The following is a 20,338-nucleotide window of genomic DNA, read 5'->3' on the forward strand; positions in this document are numbered from 1 at the left end:
ATCAAAATCGCGCGAATCTCCATCGAAGCCGGAGAACGGCTCATCGCCGGCAGCGATTCTGATGGGAAATGATGTAACCGGCCTTGGCCGATGCGCAAGCCGCTGGGCTAAACCAAATCGCCAGCCGGCGTGGAAAAGAGCTTGATCCGTGTCGAATTCCCTCAAATCCAGGCAGCGGGTGCGATGTGGTAACCTCGGTAGACTGCATTCTCTCCCTCGTTTGCGATATTGTGACGTGTTTTGATTATTTATGATGTTGACAGGCTTGCGGCGCTGCCGTCAATATCCATCATAGCGGCCGTGGAGGACAGGGCCTGAGGGAGGACTTCCAATTGTCGAATTTGATCCGCATGTCGCGGTGCCGTTTGCTCGCGTCCGGTGGGAAGGCGGCCGCATTCGTAGCCGCGGCAGGCAGGCGCGCCTGAGAGCGGTGCTGCGCGGCCAGCCTGACATCTGGGCGTGACGCCATGGTGGCGATATCCTGCGAGCCCGCCCGCGTGCATTATTTCGGGCAAAGCGGAGGAGCGCTGGCACGATGACGGCGGCCGCAAGAAACGAGCTTCGGGAGGAAGAGATGGCGAGCAAAGGCTTTGAGCCGGACGTCAAGGTCCGTACGAAAGAATACAGGATCGGCTGCGTCGGCGCCGGCATGATCATGGCCGAGTGCCATCTGGCGGCCTACAAGGAGGCCGGCTTTCCGGTGGTGGCGATCGCATCGCGCACCAAGGCCAGCGCCGAAAAGGTGGCGAAGCGCTGGGGTATCCCAACCGTCCACGACACGCCGGAACAACTGATCGAGGACAAAAATGTCGAGATCATCGACCTGGCCTTTCCGCCGGACCAGCAGCCGGCGCTGATCCGCCATGCTCTGAAGCAGAAGCATGTCAAGGCGATCCTGGCGCAGAAGCCGCTGGCGCTGTCGCTGAAGGACGCGATCGAGCTGCGCGACGAGGCGGCCAGGACCGGCAAGATCCTCTCGGTCAACCAGAACATGCGCTACGACCAGTCGATGCGCGTGCTGAAGCAGATCATGGACAGCGGCGCGCTGGGCGACGTCGTCTTCGCGCAGATCGACATGCACGCTATTCCGCACTGGCAGACTTTCCTGGAGGACTACGACAGGCTGACGCTTGCCAATATGAGCGTGCACCATCTCGACGTGCTGCGTTTCCTGTTCGGTGATCCGGACGAGATCACGACGCTGACCCGCAAGGATCCGCGTACGAAGTTCGATCATTCCGACGGCATCACCGTGTCGACGATGCGCTTTCCCTCAGGCGTGCTCGCCGTGTCGCTGGAGGATGTCTGGTCGGGTCCGCGCCAGGACGGCTACAAGGACGACCAGCACATCAACTGGCGTGTCGACGGTACCAAAGGCGTCGCCAAAGGCACGATCGGCTGGCCGACAGGCTCCGCTTCGACGCTGACCTATGCCTCGACCGAGACAACGGACGGGAAATGGGTGACGCCGAACTGGGACACGATGTGGTTCCCGCATGCCTTCATCGGCGTCATGGAGCAACTCCAGCACGCGGTGAAGACGGGTGAGCCGCCGGCACTCTCCGTCGCCGACAACGTCAGGACCATGGCGCTGATCGAAGCGGGCTACCGCTCGATCGAGAACGGCCGCACGGTCAAGCTTTCCGAAATCTCGACAAACTGAATCACCAGCAACTCGAATCGCTTACAGGGAGGAATTCACACCATGATGCAGGCAGGTATCTTCACAGGCTATTTCCCGTACGGCCTTAAGGAAACGGCGCAGAAGATCCGCGCGCTCGATTTCAACACGGTGCAGCTCGACCTGCATTTTAAAGATGTCGACCTGTCCGCCGGGCAAATCACCAAGGACAAGGCGAGACAAGTCCGAGACGTCTTCCGCGATCACAACCTGCCGGTGTGCTGCGTGTCGGGCTACACCAACATCATCCATCCGGACAAGGCAGAGCGCGAGAAGCGCGTCGGCTACCTCAAGGAGATCATCCGCAACGCCCGCCATTTCGGCTCGCCTTACGTGATCTCGGAAACCGGCACCTACAACACCGAGTCCGACTGGGTGCATCACCCCAAGAACAAGACCGAGGAAGGCTTCGAGGAATGCCGCAAGGTGATCGCCGATCTCGCCCAGACGGCGTATGACCACGGCGCGGTGTTCCTGCTCGAAACCTATGTCAACAATGTCGTCGGCTCGGTCGAGGAGACGGTGAAGATGTTTGCGCAGGTCGACCATCCCGGTCTCGGCCTTTTGATGGACCCGACCAATTATTTCGAGACGCACAACATCGACAGGATGGACCAGATCCTGAACCAGGTGTTCGACACGCTGACCGACAAGATCAAAATCGCCCACGCCAAGGACGTCAAGCGTTCGGGTGGCGACAAGTCGGAGAAGCACGCCGACATCGGCGACGAGGATGCGCTGGAGAGCCATACTTTCCGTGGTGTCGGCGAGATCGAGCTGCCGGCGCCTGGTCTCGGTTCGTTGAATTACGACCTCTATCTGCAGCGGCTGGCCGAGAAGCACCCGAACATCCCGGTCATCATCGAGCATCTTTCGGAAGACGATGTGCCTCGCGCCAAGAAATTCCTCGACGGCAAGTTCCGCGCCAGCGGTCTTTGACGGGAGTTCTGCGTCGCCGCGTTGCGGCGGCGCGTTTGGGTCCCGATGTGAGCAAAGTGAAGGAAATGGCCGTCACATGGTAGAGCTCTACGGCAAGACGCTGTCGCGCCGACAGGTTTCGGAGCGCTCCGGCATGCTGTCGCAATTTGCCGGCGTGCGGCTGATGACCCTTGGCGACGGCGTCGAGCGCGGCATCCGTATGCTGGAGTTCCGCACCGGCTCGGGATTGCGCTTCACCGCACTCGTCGACCGGGCGCTCGATATCGCCGATTGTGACTACAAGGGGCAGGCGATCGGCTGGCATTCGCCGAGCGGTTTTCGCCATCCCGGCCTGCACGAATATGAGGGGGAGGAGGGGCTGGCCTGGGCGCGGTCGTTTTCCGGCCTGCTGCTCACTTGCGGCCTCGACCACATCCTGTTCATGAACGAGGTGCCCGCCGACAGCTACAATTATCCGCCGAGAAAGATGGTGCGCCATTCGCTGCACGGCCGTATCAGCACCATTCCGGCGCGATTGACCGGTTATGGCGAGGCCTGGGATGACGATCGCTGCGTGCTGTGGGCCGAGGCCATCGTTCAGCAGTCGACGGTGTTCGGCGAGGATCTGCATCTGCTGCGGCGGATCGAGGCCGATGTCGGCGGCAACGAGATCCGACTGTCGGACCGTGTCGTCAATCACGGCTTCAGCCGCACCCCGCATATGTATTTCTATCACATAAATGTCAGTCATCCCGTGCTCGACGAAGGATCGCGCTATCTGGCGCCGATCCGGGATGTGGTGTGGGCAGGACATGCCGGCGAGCGCTACGAGGCGCAGAAGGTCGGCTACCGCACGGTGCCGGCGCCGCAACTGGGCTTTCAGGAGCAGGTCTGGCAGCATGAGCTCGGCGCCGACGCCAAGGGCGAGGTGCCGGTGGCGGTGGTCAACGACCGGCTTGGCCTTGGCCTTGAAGTCGTCACCCGCAAGGACCAGTTGCCTTGTGCCTATGAATGGCAGAACTTCCAGGCCGGACAGTATGCGCTGGGCATCGAGCCGTCGACACATCATGTGCTTGGCAATCTGGACGCGCGCGAACGCGGCGAGATGATCTGGCTGGAGCACGGCGAGAGCCGCTCCTACGATGCGGTGTTCCGCGTTCTGGACGGCGCTGACGAGATTGCAGCGGCGGAGCGCCGGATCGCCGGCATCGCCAGGCAGCCGCAGCAGGACTACCCGCAGCCGTCAGGCAATTTTCCGGTGCTCGGTGGCAGGCCGTGATGGTGATGAAGACGATGCAAAAAAACACCAGGTGCGAGGTTGGCCGGAGCGGGGAGGCTCGCGGCCATCAGGATTTGGAGGTCACAATGGCTGACAAGATGAAGCGCGACTACAGTCTGGTCGGCGAAAGCACGCGCAGGGCAATCGAAACCGGGCTGGCCTCGGCCGAATGGTATCACACCGACGTTTCGCGCAAGGCGATGAAGGAATTGATGCAGCGCTCCGATGGTCCGGCAATCCGCGACACTGTCATCTGGATCGTCGCCATACTGGGCTCGGCCGCCGGCGGCATCTATTTCTGGGGTAGCTGGTGGTGCGTGCCGTTCTTCTTCGTTTATGGCGTGCTCTATGGCTCCTCCAGCGACTCGCGCTGGCACGAATGCGGCCATGGCACTGCCTTTCGCACGCGCTGGATGAACGATGTGGTCTACCAGATCGCCAGCTTCATGCTGATGCGCAACCCGGTGACCTGGCGCTGGAGCCATGCCCGCCACCACACCGACACGATCATCGTCGGGCGCGACGCCGAGATCGCGGTGATGCGGCCGCCGGATCTGCTGCGCGCAGCACTTGCCTTCACCGGCATCCTCGATTTCCGCTATTCGCTGCCGACATTGGTGCGCAACGCGTTCGGCAAGATCTCGCCCGACGAGAGAAGCTTCATTCCGGAGATGGAGCTGCCGAAGGTGGTCACCGCGGCGCGCTGGCATGTCGCCCTCTATGTCGCGACGATAGCACTCGCCCTCTATATGTGGTCGTTCCTGCCGCTGATGCTGATCGGTCTGCCGCGCCTCTATGGCAGCTGGCACATGGTGATGACCGGTCTGCTGCAGCATATTGGTCTCGCCGATAATGTCGTCGACCACCGGCTCAACACCCGCACCGTATACATGAATCCAATCAGCCGGTTCATCTACTGGAACATGAACTACCACGTCGAGCATCACATGTTCCCGATGGTGCCCTATCACGCGCTGCCCAGGCTGCATGAAATGATCAAGCACGATCTGCCCGTGCCGAACCCGTCGATCTGGCATGCCTATCGCGAGGTCTGGCCGGTCTTGCTGAAGCAACTCAAGTACGATGACTATTTCCTCAAGCGCGAGCTGCCGCCAACGGCGCGGCCCTATCGCGGTGAGTTCCACGAGGCGAACATGTCGACGGCCGCGGAATAGGTTGCGCAAAGCGGTAATTTCAGGAGATAGAGATGGCCGATTGGGTAGAGGCTTGCGCCGTTGACGATGTCGAGGAAGAGGACGTCATTCGCTTCGATCATGGCGGCCGCACCTTCGCGATCTACCGTTCGCCGGATGATGAGTTCTTCGCCACGGACGGGTTTTGCACCCATGAGAAGGCGCATCTGGCCGACGGGCTGGTCATGGACGACATCATCGAATGCCCGAAGCACAATGGCCGTTTCAACTACAAGACCGGCCAGGCCAAGGGGGCGCCCGTCTGCGTCAATCTGATGACCTACCCGGCAAAGGTCGAGGCCGGCAAGGTGCTGATCCAGATCGGCTGAGCCACTGGACAGCAATCACAAGGGGATAAAAATCGATGAGCCGGAAAAGACCTACGATCGCTGACCTGCGCGCCATCAAGGGCGAGCGGCAATTGACGATGCTGCGTGTGCTGACGATGGACGAGGCCGAGGCGGCCGAGCGGGCCGGCGTCGACATCGTCTCGGTGCCGCCGGAGCTGGTGCTTAATCCTGAATACCGCGAGGCCGCGCCCAGCCTGTTCACCATGCCGGGCGACAATTTCTACGAGATCGGCACATCAGACGACTTTGTCCGCTGGGCTTTCCGGCTCTACAAGGCCGGCGCTGATGCCGTCTATTGCAGCGCCGGCTATGCCACCATCAAGCGGATGGCTGATGACGCCATTCCGGTGATCGGTCATGTTGGGCTCATTCCATCCCGCGCGACCTGGACCGGCGGCTTCAAGGCGGTCGGCAAGACCGCCGACACCGCCATGCAGGTTTTCGAGGCGGTCAAGCAGTTGGAGGCTGCCGGCGCTGTCGGCGCCGAGATCGAAGTGGTGCCGGTCGAGGTGGCCAAAGCGATATCGGAACGCACTTCGCTGATCATGCTGTCGATGGGTGCGGGCACCGGCTGCGACGCGCAATATCTGTTCGCCGACGACATACTCGGCCAGAACCGTGGCCACATGCCACGCCATTCGAAGGTCTATCGCAATTTCGCCGCCGAATACGATCGCCTGCAAGCCGAACGTGTCGCCGCTTTCTCGGAATATGTCGCCGACGTCAACAGCGGCGCCTACCCGGAAGACAGGCACATCGTGCACATGGACCCCAACGAACTCAGCCTGTTCATGAAGAAGGTCGGCGCGGGCTGAGCGCTCCTACGTTGTTGCCCGTCGGTCGCTGCTACGCCTGCCAGGCGCCGCCGGCGAGCGAGGCGTAAAGCGGTTCGGCATCCGGTCCGAGGGGCCTGTCTTCCCTAAGGCTCGATACGTGCGCGCGCACAGCGGCATGGATCGCGCTTGTTCCCGGCGCCAGCACCAAACAGTCACGCAGATCGACGGCCTGTGCCGCGGCCATCAGCTCGAAGGCTATCAGCCGCCGCCACAGCACGATCATCTCGGCGCACTTCGCAACCGCCAGCGGCGTTTGCGTGGCATGGTCCTCGACGCCTTCTGAGACGGGCAGGAAGTCGAGCATCACCGGGTTGGCCTTGTGGCGGATGCTGGCCAGGATCGCCGCCACAGTCTTTTGCAGCGGCACGAAGCCGGCCGAGGCGCCGCCGACCGGCGACAGATATTTGGGCAGGCCGTTGCGGCTGGAGCCGGTAAGCTGGATGAAGCGGGCGGCGCAAGCCGCTGCACATTGGGCGATGGCGAGGCCGAGCGTCTCGAAGGCGAGCGCCAGCGACGCAGTGTGGAAATTACCGGTCGACAGCACCATGCCGTCGTCGCCGAGCACCAGCGGATTGTCGGCGGCGGCATTGAGTTCGATCTCGACGGCACGCTTTGCCTGACCGATCGCCTCGATCAGCGCGCCGTGGATCGACGGCATGCAGCGGATCGATAGCGGATCCTGCAAGGTCTTCGGCGTCAGCGCCTCTTCGCGCGCCAGCAGATCGCGTAGTGCTTGTGCGGCCTGCTGCTGGCCGGCAGCAGGTCGCGCCGTCTGGAGCCGCGAATCGAGAATTGTGCGGTTGGCGCCGAGCGCTTCCATCGTCAGCGCGCCCGCCTGCTGTTGCTGTGCGAAGGCGGATAGTGCGTCGACCACTGCAAGCGCGCCACTGCCGGCAGAGACTGCCGAGGCGTTGATCAGCGACAGGCCGTCCTTGGGCGCGAGGCTGACCGGCGCCAGGCGCGCCATCATCAGCGCCTTGGCCGCCGGCATGCGCCGGCCCTGGTAGTCGGCTTCGCCTTCGCCGATCAGCAAGCGGGCAAGAGCTGTCATCAGCACCAGATCGCCGGCGCCGATCGAGCCCAGCGACGGCATCACCGGATGGACGCCGGCATTGAGCGCCTGGACCAGCGCGTCAAACACGGCAGGCGACAGGCCGGAGCCGCCCGCCGACAGCATCGCCGCCCGAGCGAACATCGTTGCCCGCACGGTCTCGACCGGCAGTGCTTCGCCGACCGCGCCGCTGCGCCCCTCCAGGAGCTGGCGCTGGAACGCGCTGGCGTCGCCCTCCACCGAGGTACCGAGATTGGCGCCGAGCCCGGTGTTGAGACCATAGATCTGCTGGCCGGACGCGGCGGCCTGGTCGAGTATCTTTCGCGCTCTGTCGAGCCGCTCCATCACATCGGGTGCGACGTCCGCCTTCCGCGCTTCGCGGGCGACCGAGGCGACATCCTCGATGCTGACGCCGGCGCCGGTCAGGATGAGCGCACTCATGCGAAGCGCAGCCTCTGGCCGATGCCTTGCGCCTGCGCCTTGGCCAGCATCGCCTTGCCGAGCGCAATGTCGGACAGCGACAGGCCGCGATGCCAGAACAGGATGGTCTCTTCATCGCTTTGACGGCCGGTTTTGAGGCCGGCGGCGATCTGGCCGAGTTCGGCGTGCAGCGTCTGTTCGCTCAGCCGTCCGCTCTCGACATGGGCACGCAGCGAGCCGAACTTGCCGCCCTTGCACTGGCCCCAATCGTCGACGACCATCTTCTGCATGATGTCGGTCAAGGACAGCTCCACCGCGCTCATCGTGCCATAGGGCACCACCAGCGCGCCGGGTTTGATCCATTCGGTTTTGAGCAGCGGCTGCGGCTCCGGCAATCGCGAGGCCTCGACGACGATGTCGGCGCCATCGACGCAGCTTTTCCAGTCGGCAACCGCCGTAACCTTCTTGCCGAGATCGGCGGCAAGCTTCGCTGCAAAGCCGTCGCGGCTTTCCGGCCGGCGCGAATGGACGCGGATCTCGTCGAAGTCGAAGAGATGGTCGAGCAGGCGCACATTCCAGTAGGCGGTGCCGCGCGCGCCGACATGGCCGAGCACCTTCGATGTCTTTTTCGCCAGATGTTTGGCGCCGATGGCGGTGACGGCGCCGGTGCGCATATCGGTGATGACGGTGGCGTCGAGTATGGCGCGCGGCGTGCCGGTGCGCGGATCGAATAGGTTGAGGATGCCGAATTCCGACGGCAGGCCGTGCAGGTAATTGTCGACATAGTCGCCGACGATCTTGACGCCGGCCGCATCCAGCGGCGCAACGTAGCCGCGCAAGACATTGAAATGGCCGTGGAAGGACGGGTCCGGCTCGAGATGGACGCGCGGCTCGATCACTGTCTGGCCGTTGCCCTGCGCCACCAGGCCGGCCTCGACCGCAGCGATGATCTCGGCATCGGTCATTGCGAGGGCCTCGATGTCGAGGGCGTTGAGATAGTCGATGTAGATTGGCTTCATGCGTGTACGATTCCCAGGAAGGCCCCAGCCATCCCATAACAGGCCGCGACGCGACACGAAAGTTTGTTGGTCCATCTCTGGACGAAGCCGGCCAAATGCTGTTCAAACCGGTCCGTCATCGATTTGCCGGACAATTTGTTGGTCCCAGTGGCTCGGGAGAGATTTCGTACAGTTCCGTTCATGACCGCCATTCCCGAGAACGAAGCCTTGCCCGAAAGCGCGACACAGGCGCGCCGCGTGGCGCTGATCGTCGCCGTTGCCTTCTTCATGCAGCTCCTGGATTCGACGATCATCTCGACGTCGCTGCCGCAGATGGGCCAGTCTTTCGGCGTGCCGGCAGTGGCGATGAGCATCGGCATCACCGTTTACATGCTGACCATGGCGGTGTTCGTGCCGCTGTCGGGCTGGCTCGCCGACCGTTTTGGCGCGCGCGATATCTTCCTTATCGCCATCGCCCTGTTCACCCTGGCCTCAGTTGCCTGCGGCGTCTCACAGAACCTCACCCAGTTCGTCGCCGCGCGCGCGGTGCAGGGCCTGGGTAGCGCGCTGATGATACCGGTCGGCCGTATCCTGGTGTTGCGCAACGCCTCGAAATCCGAGCTGCTCAACGCCACGGCGCTGATCACCTGGCCGGCGCTGTTCGCGCCGGTGATCGGGCCGGTGCTTGGCGGCTTCATCACGACCTATCTCTCCTGGCACTGGAACTTCTTCATCAACATTCCGCTTGGGCTGGCTGGGCTGGCGCTGGTCGCCCGCTTCATTTCCGGCGACCGCGAGTCCGAAACCAAGCCGCTCGACTGGCCGGGTTTCTTTTTGACCTCGGTCGGGCTTGCCTGCCTGCTCTATGGCCTGGAACGCATCGCACATCCGGAAGACGGCATCTTGCCGACCGTGGCGCTGCTCGGCACAGGCATTCTCGTCGGCTGGGTGGCGGTGCGGCATCTCGCACGTACTCAACATCCGCTGCTCGATCTCTCCGCTTTCAAAGTGCAGACTTTCGCCATATCGACGCTGACGGCCGGCACGATCTTCCGGGTCGCCATCAACGCCACGCCGTTCCTGTTGCCGCTCTTGTTCCAGGTCGGTTTCGGGCTGAGCCCGGTCGATGCCGGCCTGATGATCCTGGCCTATTTCCTTGGCAATCTCGGCATGAAGGCGGTGACGACGCCGACGCTGCGACGCTTCGGCTTCCGTTCCGTTCTGATCATCAACGGCGTCATCGCATCGCTGTCGATCATGGCCTGCGCGGCGATCTCGCCGCAGACGCCGCAGGTGCTGGTGGTGGCGCTGATGCTGATCGCCGGGCTGACGCGTTCGATGCAGTTCACCGCGCTCAACACGCTGGCCTTCGCCGACGTGGCACCACAGCAGCGCAGTTCGGCCGCGACCTTGTCCAGCATGCTGCAGCAGGTGGCGATGCTGTTCGGGGTAGCGGTGGCGGCGGCGCTGCTCAACCTGTCGCAGATCGCCAGGGGCGGGCCGGCGCTCGACCTCGTCGATTTCCGTCTCGCCTTTCTGGCGATCGGCGCCATTGGAGTGGTGGCAGCCTTGCGCTTCCTGGCATTACCGGTGACCGCCGGTGCCGAGGTTTCGGGTCATCTTCCGCGCAACTGAAATTCTACGCCAATCGCGGAAATAAAATTCCGCCTGTTCCTTTCGTCTTGAAGCAGACATTTCGTGCGCCATTACGCCAGCTTCGGCAATCGATGCATCCACAGCAGAATCTCATCGCATGCCGGCGGGCAATGCGCGGATTCATTTGACGAGTTGGTCCTGAGCCGATTAGCTTTCATTTCGGATGGCCGCAGAGGGAGCAGGGCGTAGCCATCCTGGGGCGAAGGCGACACCGGGCAATGAATGCAATCGGCTGGCCGAACTGGAGGAGCCTGAACCAGGAAGGCATTGTCTTTGCCATTGCGGTCGTGCTGTTCGCAGCCGCCGCGATCGGCCTGCCGGGGTTCATCGACCCGAACAATCTCGTCGCCATCGTGCGCTCGGTGTCGGTGCTGGGCATCCTGGCGCTCGGCATGGCGATTGTCATCATCGGCCGGGGCATCGACCTGTCCGCCGTGGCGATCATGGCGATGTCGGTCGCCTGGTATCTGCAATTGCTGAATTCAGGAACGCCAGACGGGCTGGCTTTCGCCTATGTGCTCGCCGGCGTTCTCGCCATCGGGCTCTTGAACGGCTTTCTGGTGGCCTATGCTGACGTTCCGGCGATCTTCGTCACGCTCGCCACCGGATCCTTCGTCTTCGGCTATGTGCGTTCGCAGTTGATCTCGCAGGACGCCGTGCCGGTGCCTCAGGGACATTGGGTCGAGCTTTTGGGTGGCCTGCGCTTCCTCGACATCCCGATCGAAGTCTTCATCTTCGCCGGGCTGGCCTTCGTCTTCTTCCTGTTCCTGCGCTTTACCAAATGGGGCCGCTACATCTATTTCGCCGGCGACAACCCGGTTGCTGCGCGCAACATCGGCATTCCGGTGCGCCCGATGCTGGTGCTGCGCTACGTGCTTTCGGCCTTCGTGGCCCTGGTTGCAGGGCTGCTGACGGCGGCCAGCTTGCATTCGATCAACACCCGCATCGTCAATTCCACACTGCTCTACGACATTGTGCTGGTGGCGGTGATCGGCGGCATCGGGCTTTCAGGCGGGCGGGGCGGGGTGCGCAATGTGCTGGTCGGCGCGGCGTTGATCGGCATCCTGCTCAACGCCATGACCATCATCGACATTCCGCTGCTTTACCAGAACCTGATCAAGGCAGCGATCCTGCTGGGGGCGATCATCGTCGACGGTTTCATCAACCCGCGCGACGAGCAGACTGCCCAGCAGGGCGACATCTAGGCCGACGCGGACGGTTGGGGCCGGCCGCGAACAATCATAACCAACCAGAGGATGTGACATGAAAATCATCAGGACATTTATGGCGGCAGCGGCAGTATTCGCCGTCTCGGCCTTCGTCGCGCCAAGCTTTGCCGCAGAGGATCCCGGTCCCGCCGCCTATTCGCAGGCGCTCAAGGGCAAGCGCGTGATGCTGATTCCGATGGCGATGGGCTTCGACCTGGCACAGGGCTGGGCACATTTCCTGAAGAAGGAAGTCGATGCCTGGGGCGGCACCTTCGAGACGCGCGATCCGAACTGGGTCGTCGATGCGGGCGCGCAGGCGATCACCGACGCGATCTCCTCGGACACCAGGCCGGACGTGCTGATCATCCATTCGCCGGACCTCAACTCCTATGCCAAGCTAATGAAGAAGGCACAGGCCGCCGGCACCTATGTGCTGCTGGTCGACAACCCCGCGAACTTTCCCGCCGATGCCTTTGTCGGCAGCGACTGGGACCGGCTCGGCCAGCTCGAGGCCGAGGCTGCGATCAAGGGCTGCGGCCCGAATTCCTCCAAGAAGCTCGGGCTGGTGCAGGGCGACCAGGCCAATTCGTCGAGCCTCTACCAATATGCCGGCATCATGAAGGTGCTGGAAAAGAACCCCGACTTCAAGGTCGTGGCCAAGCCGGATTCCAACTGGGATGCGACGACCTCGCGCAACGTGACGACGACGATGCTGCAGCAAAACCCCGACATCTGCGCCATCATCGATTTCTGGGACGGCGATGCCACCGGCGCGGCCGCCGCTATCCGCGACGCCAAGCTCGAGGGCAAGGTGTTCCTGGTCACCACCGGCGGCGGCGAGAAGACCGCCGACTGCGACAAGCTGCAGGACGGCACCTATGGCGCGGTTGTCATGACCGACCTTGCCCGTCAGTCGGGCGACATGAACGCCATCATCAAGTTCCTGCTGCAGAGCGGGCAGCCGGCCGGCACGTCGAAGACCTATATCTACACGCTGGAGAAGGCGACGACCAAAGCCGATCTCAAGCCCGACAGCTGCTGGGACCTGAAGGCGCTGCAGGCCGAAGCGGCGGCGAAGTAAACCGCAGGTTCAAGACAAGCCTCAACGAGGTGGCCGGAACAATCCAGCCACCTCGTGTCCTCATGCAATCACAGCAGTAGCCCTATGTCCTTTCGTGAACGCCTCCAGTCCTGGCGCTACAATCTCGTGCCCGACCATCTGGTCGGCGAGATCCTGACCAAGCGCTGGACCGACAACGCCATCCCGTTCCTGGCGCTGGTGGCGACGCTCGGCGTGTTCGGTTCGCTCATTCCAGGCTTCTTCAAGCTGACGGCGCTGCAAGATTCGACCCGCCAGCTCGGCGAATTCTCGCTGCTCGTCACCGGCATGACCGTGGTCATGCTGGGCGGCGGCATCGACCTTTCGGTCGGTTCGATCTTCGCGCTCTCCTGCTTTTCGGCGGTCTATGTCTTCTTCATCCTCGAACAGTCGGTATGGCTGGCGCTTGCAGCGTCGATCGCCACCGGACTGCTGTTCGGCGCGATCAACGGCTACCTCATCGGCTATTTCAGGCTGCGCGCCTTCCTGACGACACTCGTCACCTTCATCTTCGGTCGGGCTCTGTTCGACATACTGGTCACCACTTATGCCGCCGACGTGCAGCTTTCCAGCGCCACATCGGATGTGCTGGATTTCATCGGCGACGGCACCTTCTGGGGTCTTTCGGTCGCCGTATGGGCGGCTATCATCCTGGCCATCATCACCCATGTCGCGCTGACACGCTCGCGGCCCGGCTGGCATGTGCTGGCGGTCGGCGGCTCCAGGCGCTCGGCGCACAATGCCGGCATTCGCGTGCGCCGCACCGTGTTCATGACCTATGTGTTCTCGGGCTTCTGCGCGTCGCTCGGCGGTTTTCTCATCGCTTGCCGGCTGAGCGGGGCAGGGCCGGGAACCGGCCTCAACCTGGAGATCATGGCGTTGACGGCGGCGGTGGTCGGCGGCGTCAGTCTGGGCGGCGGGCGCGGCTCGGTGGTCAAGGGGCTGATGGGCGCGATCATCGTGCTGACCATGACCAACGGGCTGATCCGGCTGGGCTACGGCACCGGCACCAACCAGATGGTGCTCGGCATCATGCTGGCCGTCGCCGTCACCATCGACATCCGCTGGCTGAAGAACCGCGACAAGGTGCTGAACGAGGTCTATGTCGCGCCGGTCTATCTCAGGATGGGTGCGACGCAATCGGCCGCCGCCGGCTCCGGCACGTCTTACGAACTCGACAACCGGCTGTCGGGTGCCGACCATATCGGACTCGGCGAGTTGGAAGGTCCGGAAGACGTCATTCTCGACCGCGACGATCATCTCTATTGCGGCACCCGTCACGGCGAGATCGTTCGTTTCTTCGCACCTGACTACAAGCGCTCGGAAGTGTTCGCACATATCGGCGGTTTTCCGCTGGGTCTGGCCTTCGACAAATCAGGCAATCTGATTTCCTGCGTCGGCGCCATGGGGCTTTATTCGGTGTCGCCGCAGCGCGAGGTGAAGCAGCTGTCGGCCGAGACGTCGCGCTCGTGGACCTCGATCGTCGACGATGCGCGGCTGCGCGATCCCAACGATTGCGACATAGCGCCGGACGGGCGCATCTATTTCACCGACTCGACCAAGCGCTACGACGCCCATGACTGGGCGCTGGATTCGATCGAGAACCGCGCCACCGGGCGGCTGCTCGTCTACGATCCGAAGGACGGTTCGACGAAAACGTTGCTCGACGGCTATCGCTACACCAACGGCGTGTGCATGGCGCATGACGGCAAGTCGCTGTTTTTTGCGGAGAGCTGGGCCTGCCGGGTGCACCGCTACTGGCTTGAAGGGCCGAAAGCAGGCACCGCCGAGTGCGTGATCCGCGACATGCCGGGGTATCCCGACAACATCAACCGGGCCTCCGACGGCAATTACTGGATGGCCTGGCTCGGCATGCGCACGCCGAGCTTCGATCTCTCGCTGCGCCATCCCGACATGCGCAAGCGCATGACGCGCCGCCTGCCGCAGGACGAGTGGCTGTTTCCCAACATCAACACCGGCGGCGTGGTCAAGTTCAACGAGACGGGCGGCATCGTCGAGGCGATGGGCGATCTCTCGGGCGCCGCCCATTCGATGGTCACCTCGATGCGCGAGCACAAGGGCTATCTCTTCGTCGGCGGCATCCTGAACAACCGCATCGGCCGCTACAGGATTCCCGGCGCCGATCCGAACTGGACCAGCCCGGCCTCCTATTGGGGGGCGACATCATGATACTCGATCCGATCCTCGACATCTTTCGCGGCAAGGCGGTGACCATCCCGCCGCTCGACGGCGCCTTTCGGCCGAACACGGTGCTGGACGATGCCCCGGTCTTTTCCACGCTGATCGAGCCCGACAATCTGGCCGCAACGGGCGACCGCCTGCTGGCTTCCAGCGGCAATGCCGTCTTTGCGATTGCCGGAGGTGCCGAGCCTGCCGTGGTCGAGGCATTCCCGTCTCCCGTCACCGCGCTCACTGTGTCGCCTTCCGGCGACCTCACGGTTGGCCTCGAAAGCGGCAAGTTGCTGATATCAGGCATGGAGGCGGTGCTTCCAGCCGAAATCCGCTGCATCACGGCGCTCGCCTATGCGGCGGACGGAACGCTGTGGCTGGCCAATGGTTCGGCCGAGCATGCGCCCTCGCAATGGGCCGCCGACCTGATGAAGAAGGGCGCGTCAGGCTCGTTGTGGAGGCGCGAACCCCAAGGCAGTGACTTCCGTAAGCTCGCCGGCGACATCGCCTTCCCCTATGGGCTGCATCCTGTCGGCAGGGACGTGCTGGTCAGCGAAAGCTGGCGCCATCAGCTCCTTCGTTTCGATGGCACGACCGGCAGCGGCTCGACGGTGCTGGCGCATCTGCCCGGTTATCCCTCCCGGCTGTCACCATCCGCCGACGGCGGCGCCTGGCTGACCTTGTTTGCGCCGCGTAACCGGCTGATCGAGTTCGTGCTGCAGGAAACGCATTATCGCGACGAAATGATAGCCGAGGTGCCGCCCGAATTCTGGATCGCGCCGGCGCTGGCTTCCAACCGCAGCTTCCTCGAGCCGCTGCAATGCGGCGGCATCCGCACCATGGGCATCCACAAGCCATGGTCGCCCAGCCGTTCCTACGGGCTGGTGGTCAAGCTCGACCGGAACATGCGGCCGCAATTCAGCCTGCACAGCCGCGCCAACGGCACGCGCCACGGCATTACCAGTGTGGCGGAAAAGGGCGGCCGGCTGTTCATCGCCTCGAAGGGCGGCGACTGTCTCCTGGCCATCGATCTTGCGTCCGGAGGATTCTGATGGAACCGATCGTCCGCCTCGAAAACATCACCAAGACCTATCGCGGCGTGCCCGCGGTGAAGAATGTCAGCTTCGACCTGCGCAAGGGCGAAATCCACGCTCTGCTTGGCGAGAACGGCGCGGGTAAGTCGACGCTGACCAAGATCATTGCCGGCGTCGTTGACGCAACCTCGGGAAAGATGATCCACAAGGGGCAGGAGATGGCCTACGCCTCGCCACACGCGGCGCTCGAAGCCGGCATCGCCATGGTCTTCCAGGAGACCAGCCTGGTGCCGTCGATGACGGTGGCGCAGAACCTTTATCTCGGCACGGAAAAATTCCTCAACCGGCTGCGCGGCACCTACATCTCGGCGCAGCAATTTCTGCAGTCGCTGAATTTTCCTGTCGATCCCAACGCCATGGTGGCGACGCTGGGCGCGGCCAAGCGGCAGATGGTCGAGATCGCGCGCGCCGTCCACCACAATGCCGAGATCATCATCTTCGACGAGCCGACCGCCACCCTGACGCCAGAGGAGAAGCGGCACTTCTTCGCGCTGACCCGCCGGCTCAAAGGCAATGGCGTTTCGATCGTTTTCATCAGCCACGCGCTGGAAGAGGCGCTATTGATCGCCGACCGCATCACCATCCTGCGCGACGGTGAACTGGTGATCACCGACGACGCATCGGCCTTCGACCGCGACAGGATCATAGCGGCGATGGTCGGGCGGACGCTGTCGGGACAGCTCTACCAGCTGCGCGACGAGGCCAGGTTGCGCAAGGCCGGCAAGAAAGTGCTGTCGGTGCAGGACATTTCGATGGGCAATGTCGTGCGCAACACCTCCTTCTCGATCTTCGAGGGCCAGATCACCGGCGTCTTCGGACTGATCGGCTCCGGCCGCACCGAGACCTTCAAGATCGTCTCAGGCATCTACAAGCGCGACTTCCTGCGCGGTGGCACGATCGAGCTGGACGACAAGCCCGTGCGCTATCTCGTGCCCAGCGAGGCTGTGGCGGACGGCATCGTCTATGTCACCGAGGACCGCAAGAGCGAAGGTATTTTCGAAACGATGGATGTCGCCGAGAACCTGTTCGGCGGCTACCTGGCGGCGGGCCGCGAAAAGGCCTGGATAATCAATGCGCAGGAGATGCGGGCGCTCTCGGCCGAATGGACGAAAACCCTGAACGTCAAGGCAATCAACGACAATGCCCGCGTGGTCGAGCTTTCAGGCGGCAACCAGCAGAAGGTGGTGATCGGCAAGGGGCTGGTGCAGCAGCCGCGCATCGTTATCTTCGACGAGCCGACGCGCGGCGTCGATGTCGGCGCTATCGCCGAAATCCACCAGATCATCAACCGGCTGGCCGACGAAGGCCTCGCCGTCGTCGTCATCTCGTCCTATCTGCCCGAGATCATGAACCTGTCCGACCGCATCCTGGTCTGCCGGCAGGGCCGCATCGTCGAGGAGTTCTCGCCGGCGGAGGCGACGGAGGAGAAGATCATGTACGCGGCCGTGCATTAGAGCTTGGCGTAGAGGGTCGACATGTCCGGTGGTCGTTGGCGCATGCTTTGGAGATCGGCAGAAACGCCCATCGCTTCGTCATCCTGGGGCGAAGCAAGGAGCGAAGCGACGCGGCGCAGACCCCAGGATCCATGCCGTGACTTCCAAGCGTTGCGGCGATCCGGAATTCTGCTCCGTTGCACTCCTCGCGAGAGGTCACGGCATGGATCCCAGGGTCTTCGCGACGCCGCTTCGCGGCTGCTCCGCGCTGGGATGACGACGCTGAGGTGCTTCGGCCAACCTCCACGATTCTACGCTACTTCGCGGTAGAAACTGAATCGGCCGAACCGGTTAGCCGCCTTTGCTCAAAACCTGATTCAACGAAAGGAAATGCCATGGCCACGACGAAACTTCTGACCGATGCCGAGGTCGAGGCGATTCCCGCGGTGAAGGCCGTGTTCGACGACATCCGCGCGACGCGCAAATCCGATTTTGTCAACAATTTCTGGCGCGGGCTGGCCAATGATCCGGTCTCGCTGAAGCGGGTCTGGGAACAGCTCAAGGCGGTGATGGTCGCCGAGAGCGCCATCGACCCGTTGACCAAGGAGATGATCTACATCGCCGTCTCGACCGCCAATGGCTGCTCCTATTGCGTCCACTCGCACACGGCGGCAGCCCGCGCCAAGGGCATGACCGACGTGCAGCATGGCGAATTGGTGTCGATCATCGGTCTGGCGGGGCAGACCAATCAGATGGTGACGGCGATGCAGATCCCGGTCGATCCGCAGTTCGAGGTGAAGTAGGGCGGGCCTCGTTTACCTTCTCCCGCAGGGAAGAAGGCAAGGCGCCGCGCTATGCCGGCCGATACACTTTCTCCGCCGTGTTCCAGAAAATATCCGCTTCGGCCGCCGCGCCATGCTTGCCCACCGCCGCGCGATGCGCCTTGATCAGTTCGGCGTGGCTGGTCCACAGTTTCTCGATCGGGAAATTCGAGCCGAACATCAGATGATCGCTGCCGAGAATATCGATTGCATTGTCGACGATGTAGGCGATCAGCGCCGGGTCGTTGCGATGGACGAAGGTGCCGAGGCCGGAGAGCTTGGCGTGGAAGTTGGGCGCCGCCGAAAGGGTGCGCAGGCCTGCCTTCCAGGCCTCCGTGGTCTCCGGCTCCATGCCGGTCAACATGCCGGCATGGGTGAGGATGAAATTGGTTTCGGGGTTCTCGCCGACCAGCGTCAGCCCGTCCTTCATCTGGGCGGGGAAGAGTTGCAGGTCGAAGGACAGGCCATAATCCCTGAGCCGCGCCACATTGGCCCGCACTTTCGGGTCGATGACCTGATCGGCCGAGGCGGCGAAGCGGAAGGCCAGCGTCTCGTGCCAGTGCAACTGCATGCGCACGCCGCGCAGCAGCGGATATTTTTTCAACCGGTCGATCTGGGGGCGGACATCGTCGACGGTCATGTCGGCGTAACCGACGATGGCATGCGGCCAGCCGGTCTCCTCGGCGGTCTTCTGCAGGAAGGCGACCTCCTTCTCGAAATCCTCCTTGGCCCAGTTGGTCTGGACGTAGACCGCCTTCTCGACGCCCGAGCCGCGCTGGTCGGCGAGGAACTCCTCGATCGGATAGTCGCGGCGGATCGGTTCGTAGGGGCCGAAGATGCGCGGCACCATCGGGCCGACCAGCCAGGGCTGGTCCTCTTGGCGCCAGATATGGAAATGCGCGTCGATCGTCTTCTGCATCATGAAACCCTTTTCCAGATTGCCGCGGCCGCCGGAGCGGGGCGGGCGAGCGACAGGATGAAATCGGTGACACCCGAGATCGACGATCCATCGACGAGATCGTCGAGCACCGGCAGGATGGCGCTTAGCGCCGCCGTTGCCGGGCGGAAGCGCGGGTCGCCGGCCAATGGCGTCGCCAGCGACAGCCGGAAGGCACGGGCGCTCAAACGGCGCATCGCGGTCTCCAACTCGGCATGGTCGCCGCGCTCCAGTGCATCCGAGAGGATGACGACCGCCGCACCCCGGGCGAAAGCGGAAAAGCGAGGTACCGAAAGGAAGGCGAGCAGGGTCGGGCCCATGCGGGTGCCGCCATCCCAGTCGTCGACCTGCGCGGCGGCGCGGGCCAGCGCCTGATCGCAGTCGCGGATGCGTAGCGCCGAGGTGATGCGGGTCAGCCGGGTGCCGAAGGTGAAAATCTCCGCGCGGTCCGCGCCTTGCACGGCGGCATGCGCCAGCTTGAGGTAGTCCGAGGTGTGCAGCTTCATCGAACCGGAGACATCGATCAGCAGCAGCAGCTTGCGCGGCACGGTCTGGCGGCGGCGCAAAAGCGGCGAGGGGACGTCACCATCGGCGCTGACGATTTCGCGCAGCGAGCGGCGCAGGTCGAGCTTGCCACGCGAATGGGTGCGCACTGTGCGGAAGGAACGACGTGCGGGCAAGGCGGATGCCAGTTTGCGGCGAAAGGCGCTTAGCTTGGCATCATCGCGCTGGAAGTCGCGCATGCTCAACTGTTCGATGGCCGAGGACAGCTCGCCGCCTTCCTCCTGTCGCTCGGCTTCGATCTGTTCGTGATTGGCGCCGCCATCATCCTTGATGCGGGTTTCCTCGTCCGTATCTCCTTCAACCACGGCAGAAGTGTTGCCGTAGAAATAGCTCTGGAAATGCGCCTCGAATTCGTCGCGGCGATCGGGCGTCGGCGCCAGCGTGGCGAGGGCGGCTTCGTGGATGTCGGCAATGGAGCGTGGCCCGAGCAGCGTCACGGCCTGCATGAAGCCGGATATTTGCTCTGGCGCAACCGGGAAGCCGTAGCGGCGCAGCAGCCGGCCGAAGCCGAGAAAAGGTGCTGCGGCGCGGGGCAAGCTTTCTCCCCGCATCATTCCTTCGCGCCCCCCTCTGTCCTGCCGGACATCTCCCCCTCAAGGGGGGAGATTGG

At 63.2% G+C, this 20,338-nt stretch carries 17 protein-coding genes; 13 read left to right on the forward strand and 4 right to left on the reverse strand.

Going from position 1 to position 20,338, the window contains the following annotated elements; all coding sequences use genetic code 11:
- The first annotated feature begins 574 nt into the window (after positions 1–574).
- From AC0L2H_RS26215 to AC0L2H_RS26240, 6 genes are all read left to right on the forward strand, one after another.
- Positions 575–1,663: a Gfo/Idh/MocA family protein gene (locus AC0L2H_RS26215; RefSeq protein WP_473592933.1), complete on the forward strand. Its 1,089-nt coding sequence runs from the start codon at positions 575–577 to the stop codon at positions 1,661–1,663.
- Between the two features lie 42 nt (positions 1,664–1,705).
- Positions 1,706–2,620 carry a sugar phosphate isomerase/epimerase family protein gene (locus AC0L2H_RS26220; RefSeq protein WP_473592935.1) on the forward strand — a complete coding sequence of 305 codons (915 nt, stop codon included), beginning with the start codon at positions 1,706–1,708 and terminating at the stop codon, positions 2,618–2,620.
- Positions 2,621–2,696: 76 nt separating this feature from the next.
- Complete coding sequence (locus AC0L2H_RS26225; protein ID WP_473592937.1) at positions 2,697–3,878, forward strand: aldose 1-epimerase family protein; 1,182 nt, start codon at positions 2,697–2,699, stop codon at positions 3,876–3,878.
- Between the two features lie 86 nt (positions 3,879–3,964).
- Positions 3,965–5,053 carry a fatty acid desaturase family protein gene (locus tag AC0L2H_RS26230; protein ID WP_473592938.1) on the forward strand — a complete coding sequence of 363 codons (1,089 nt, stop codon included), beginning with the start codon at positions 3,965–3,967 and terminating at the stop codon, positions 5,051–5,053.
- 32 nt (positions 5,054–5,085) lie between these two features.
- Complete coding sequence (locus AC0L2H_RS26235) at positions 5,086–5,400, forward strand: MocE family 2Fe-2S type ferredoxin (RefSeq protein ID WP_473592940.1); 315 nt, start codon at positions 5,086–5,088, stop codon at positions 5,398–5,400.
- 35 nt (positions 5,401–5,435) lie between these two features.
- Positions 5,436–6,236: a 3-methyl-2-oxobutanoate hydroxymethyltransferase gene (locus AC0L2H_RS26240; protein WP_473592941.1), complete on the forward strand. Its 801-nt coding sequence runs from the start codon at positions 5,436–5,438 to the stop codon at positions 6,234–6,236.
- Positions 6,237–6,267: 31 nt separating this feature from the next.
- Here the strand turns inward: AC0L2H_RS26240 and AC0L2H_RS26245 are convergent, their stop codons facing one another.
- Positions 6,268–7,749: an HAL/PAL/TAL family ammonia-lyase gene (locus tag AC0L2H_RS26245; RefSeq protein ID WP_473592942.1), complete on the reverse strand. Its 1,482-nt coding sequence runs from the start codon at positions 7,747–7,749 to the stop codon at positions 6,268–6,270.
- Positions 7,746–8,747: an ornithine cyclodeaminase family protein gene (locus tag AC0L2H_RS26250; RefSeq protein ID WP_473592944.1), complete on the reverse strand. Its 1,002-nt coding sequence runs from the start codon at positions 8,745–8,747 to the stop codon at positions 7,746–7,748. The genes AC0L2H_RS26245 and AC0L2H_RS26250 overlap by 4 nt, the downstream gene beginning before the upstream one ends.
- Positions 8,748–8,927: 180 nt before the next feature.
- Between AC0L2H_RS26250 and AC0L2H_RS26255 the strand changes: the two genes are divergently transcribed.
- From AC0L2H_RS26255 to AC0L2H_RS26285, 7 genes are all read left to right on the forward strand, one after another.
- A complete protein-coding gene (locus AC0L2H_RS26255; protein WP_473592945.1) occupies positions 8,928–10,361 on the forward strand; it encodes a DHA2 family efflux MFS transporter permease subunit in 1,434 nt (477 codons plus the stop codon).
- 239 nt (positions 10,362–10,600) lie between these two features.
- Positions 10,601–11,587, forward strand: a complete 987-nt coding sequence (locus AC0L2H_RS26260; protein WP_473592946.1) for an ABC transporter permease — start codon at positions 10,601–10,603, stop codon at positions 11,585–11,587.
- Positions 11,588–11,645: 58 nt separating this feature from the next.
- Positions 11,646–12,671 (forward strand): sugar ABC transporter substrate-binding protein, encoded by a 1,026-nt coding sequence (locus tag AC0L2H_RS26265; protein ID WP_473592947.1) that lies wholly within the window; start codon positions 11,646–11,648, stop codon positions 12,669–12,671.
- 84 nt (positions 12,672–12,755) lie between these two features.
- Complete coding sequence (locus AC0L2H_RS26270) at positions 12,756–14,879, forward strand: ABC transporter permease (protein ID WP_473592948.1); 2,124 nt, start codon at positions 12,756–12,758, stop codon at positions 14,877–14,879.
- Positions 14,876–15,931: a WD40 repeat domain-containing protein gene (locus tag AC0L2H_RS26275; protein WP_473592950.1), complete on the forward strand. Its 1,056-nt coding sequence runs from the start codon at positions 14,876–14,878 to the stop codon at positions 15,929–15,931. Before AC0L2H_RS26270 ends, AC0L2H_RS26275 begins: the two co-directional genes overlap by 4 nt.
- On the forward strand, positions 15,931–17,427 hold the full coding sequence (locus AC0L2H_RS26280) for a sugar ABC transporter ATP-binding protein (protein WP_473592952.1): 1,497 nt from the start codon (positions 15,931–15,933) through the stop codon (positions 17,425–17,427). The genes AC0L2H_RS26275 and AC0L2H_RS26280 overlap by 1 nt, the downstream gene beginning before the upstream one ends.
- Before the next feature lie 374 nt (positions 17,428–17,801).
- Complete coding sequence (locus AC0L2H_RS26285) at positions 17,802–18,209, forward strand: carboxymuconolactone decarboxylase family protein (protein ID WP_473592953.1); 408 nt, start codon at positions 17,802–17,804, stop codon at positions 18,207–18,209.
- A 49-nt stretch (positions 18,210–18,258) separates the two neighbouring features.
- On the opposite strand, the gene AC0L2H_RS26290 is transcribed toward AC0L2H_RS26285, so the two are convergent.
- Complete coding sequence (locus AC0L2H_RS26290) at positions 18,259–19,146, reverse strand: amidohydrolase family protein (RefSeq protein WP_473593029.1); 888 nt, start codon at positions 19,144–19,146, stop codon at positions 18,259–18,261.
- Positions 19,146–20,282 (reverse strand): vWA domain-containing protein, encoded by a 1,137-nt coding sequence (locus AC0L2H_RS26295; RefSeq protein WP_473592954.1) that lies wholly within the window; start codon positions 20,280–20,282, stop codon positions 19,146–19,148. Before AC0L2H_RS26295 ends, AC0L2H_RS26290 begins: the two co-directional genes overlap by 1 nt.
- Positions 20,283–20,338 lie beyond the last annotated feature (56 nt).

The sequence above is a fragment of the Mesorhizobium sp. WSM4871 genome (assembly GCF_055811295.1).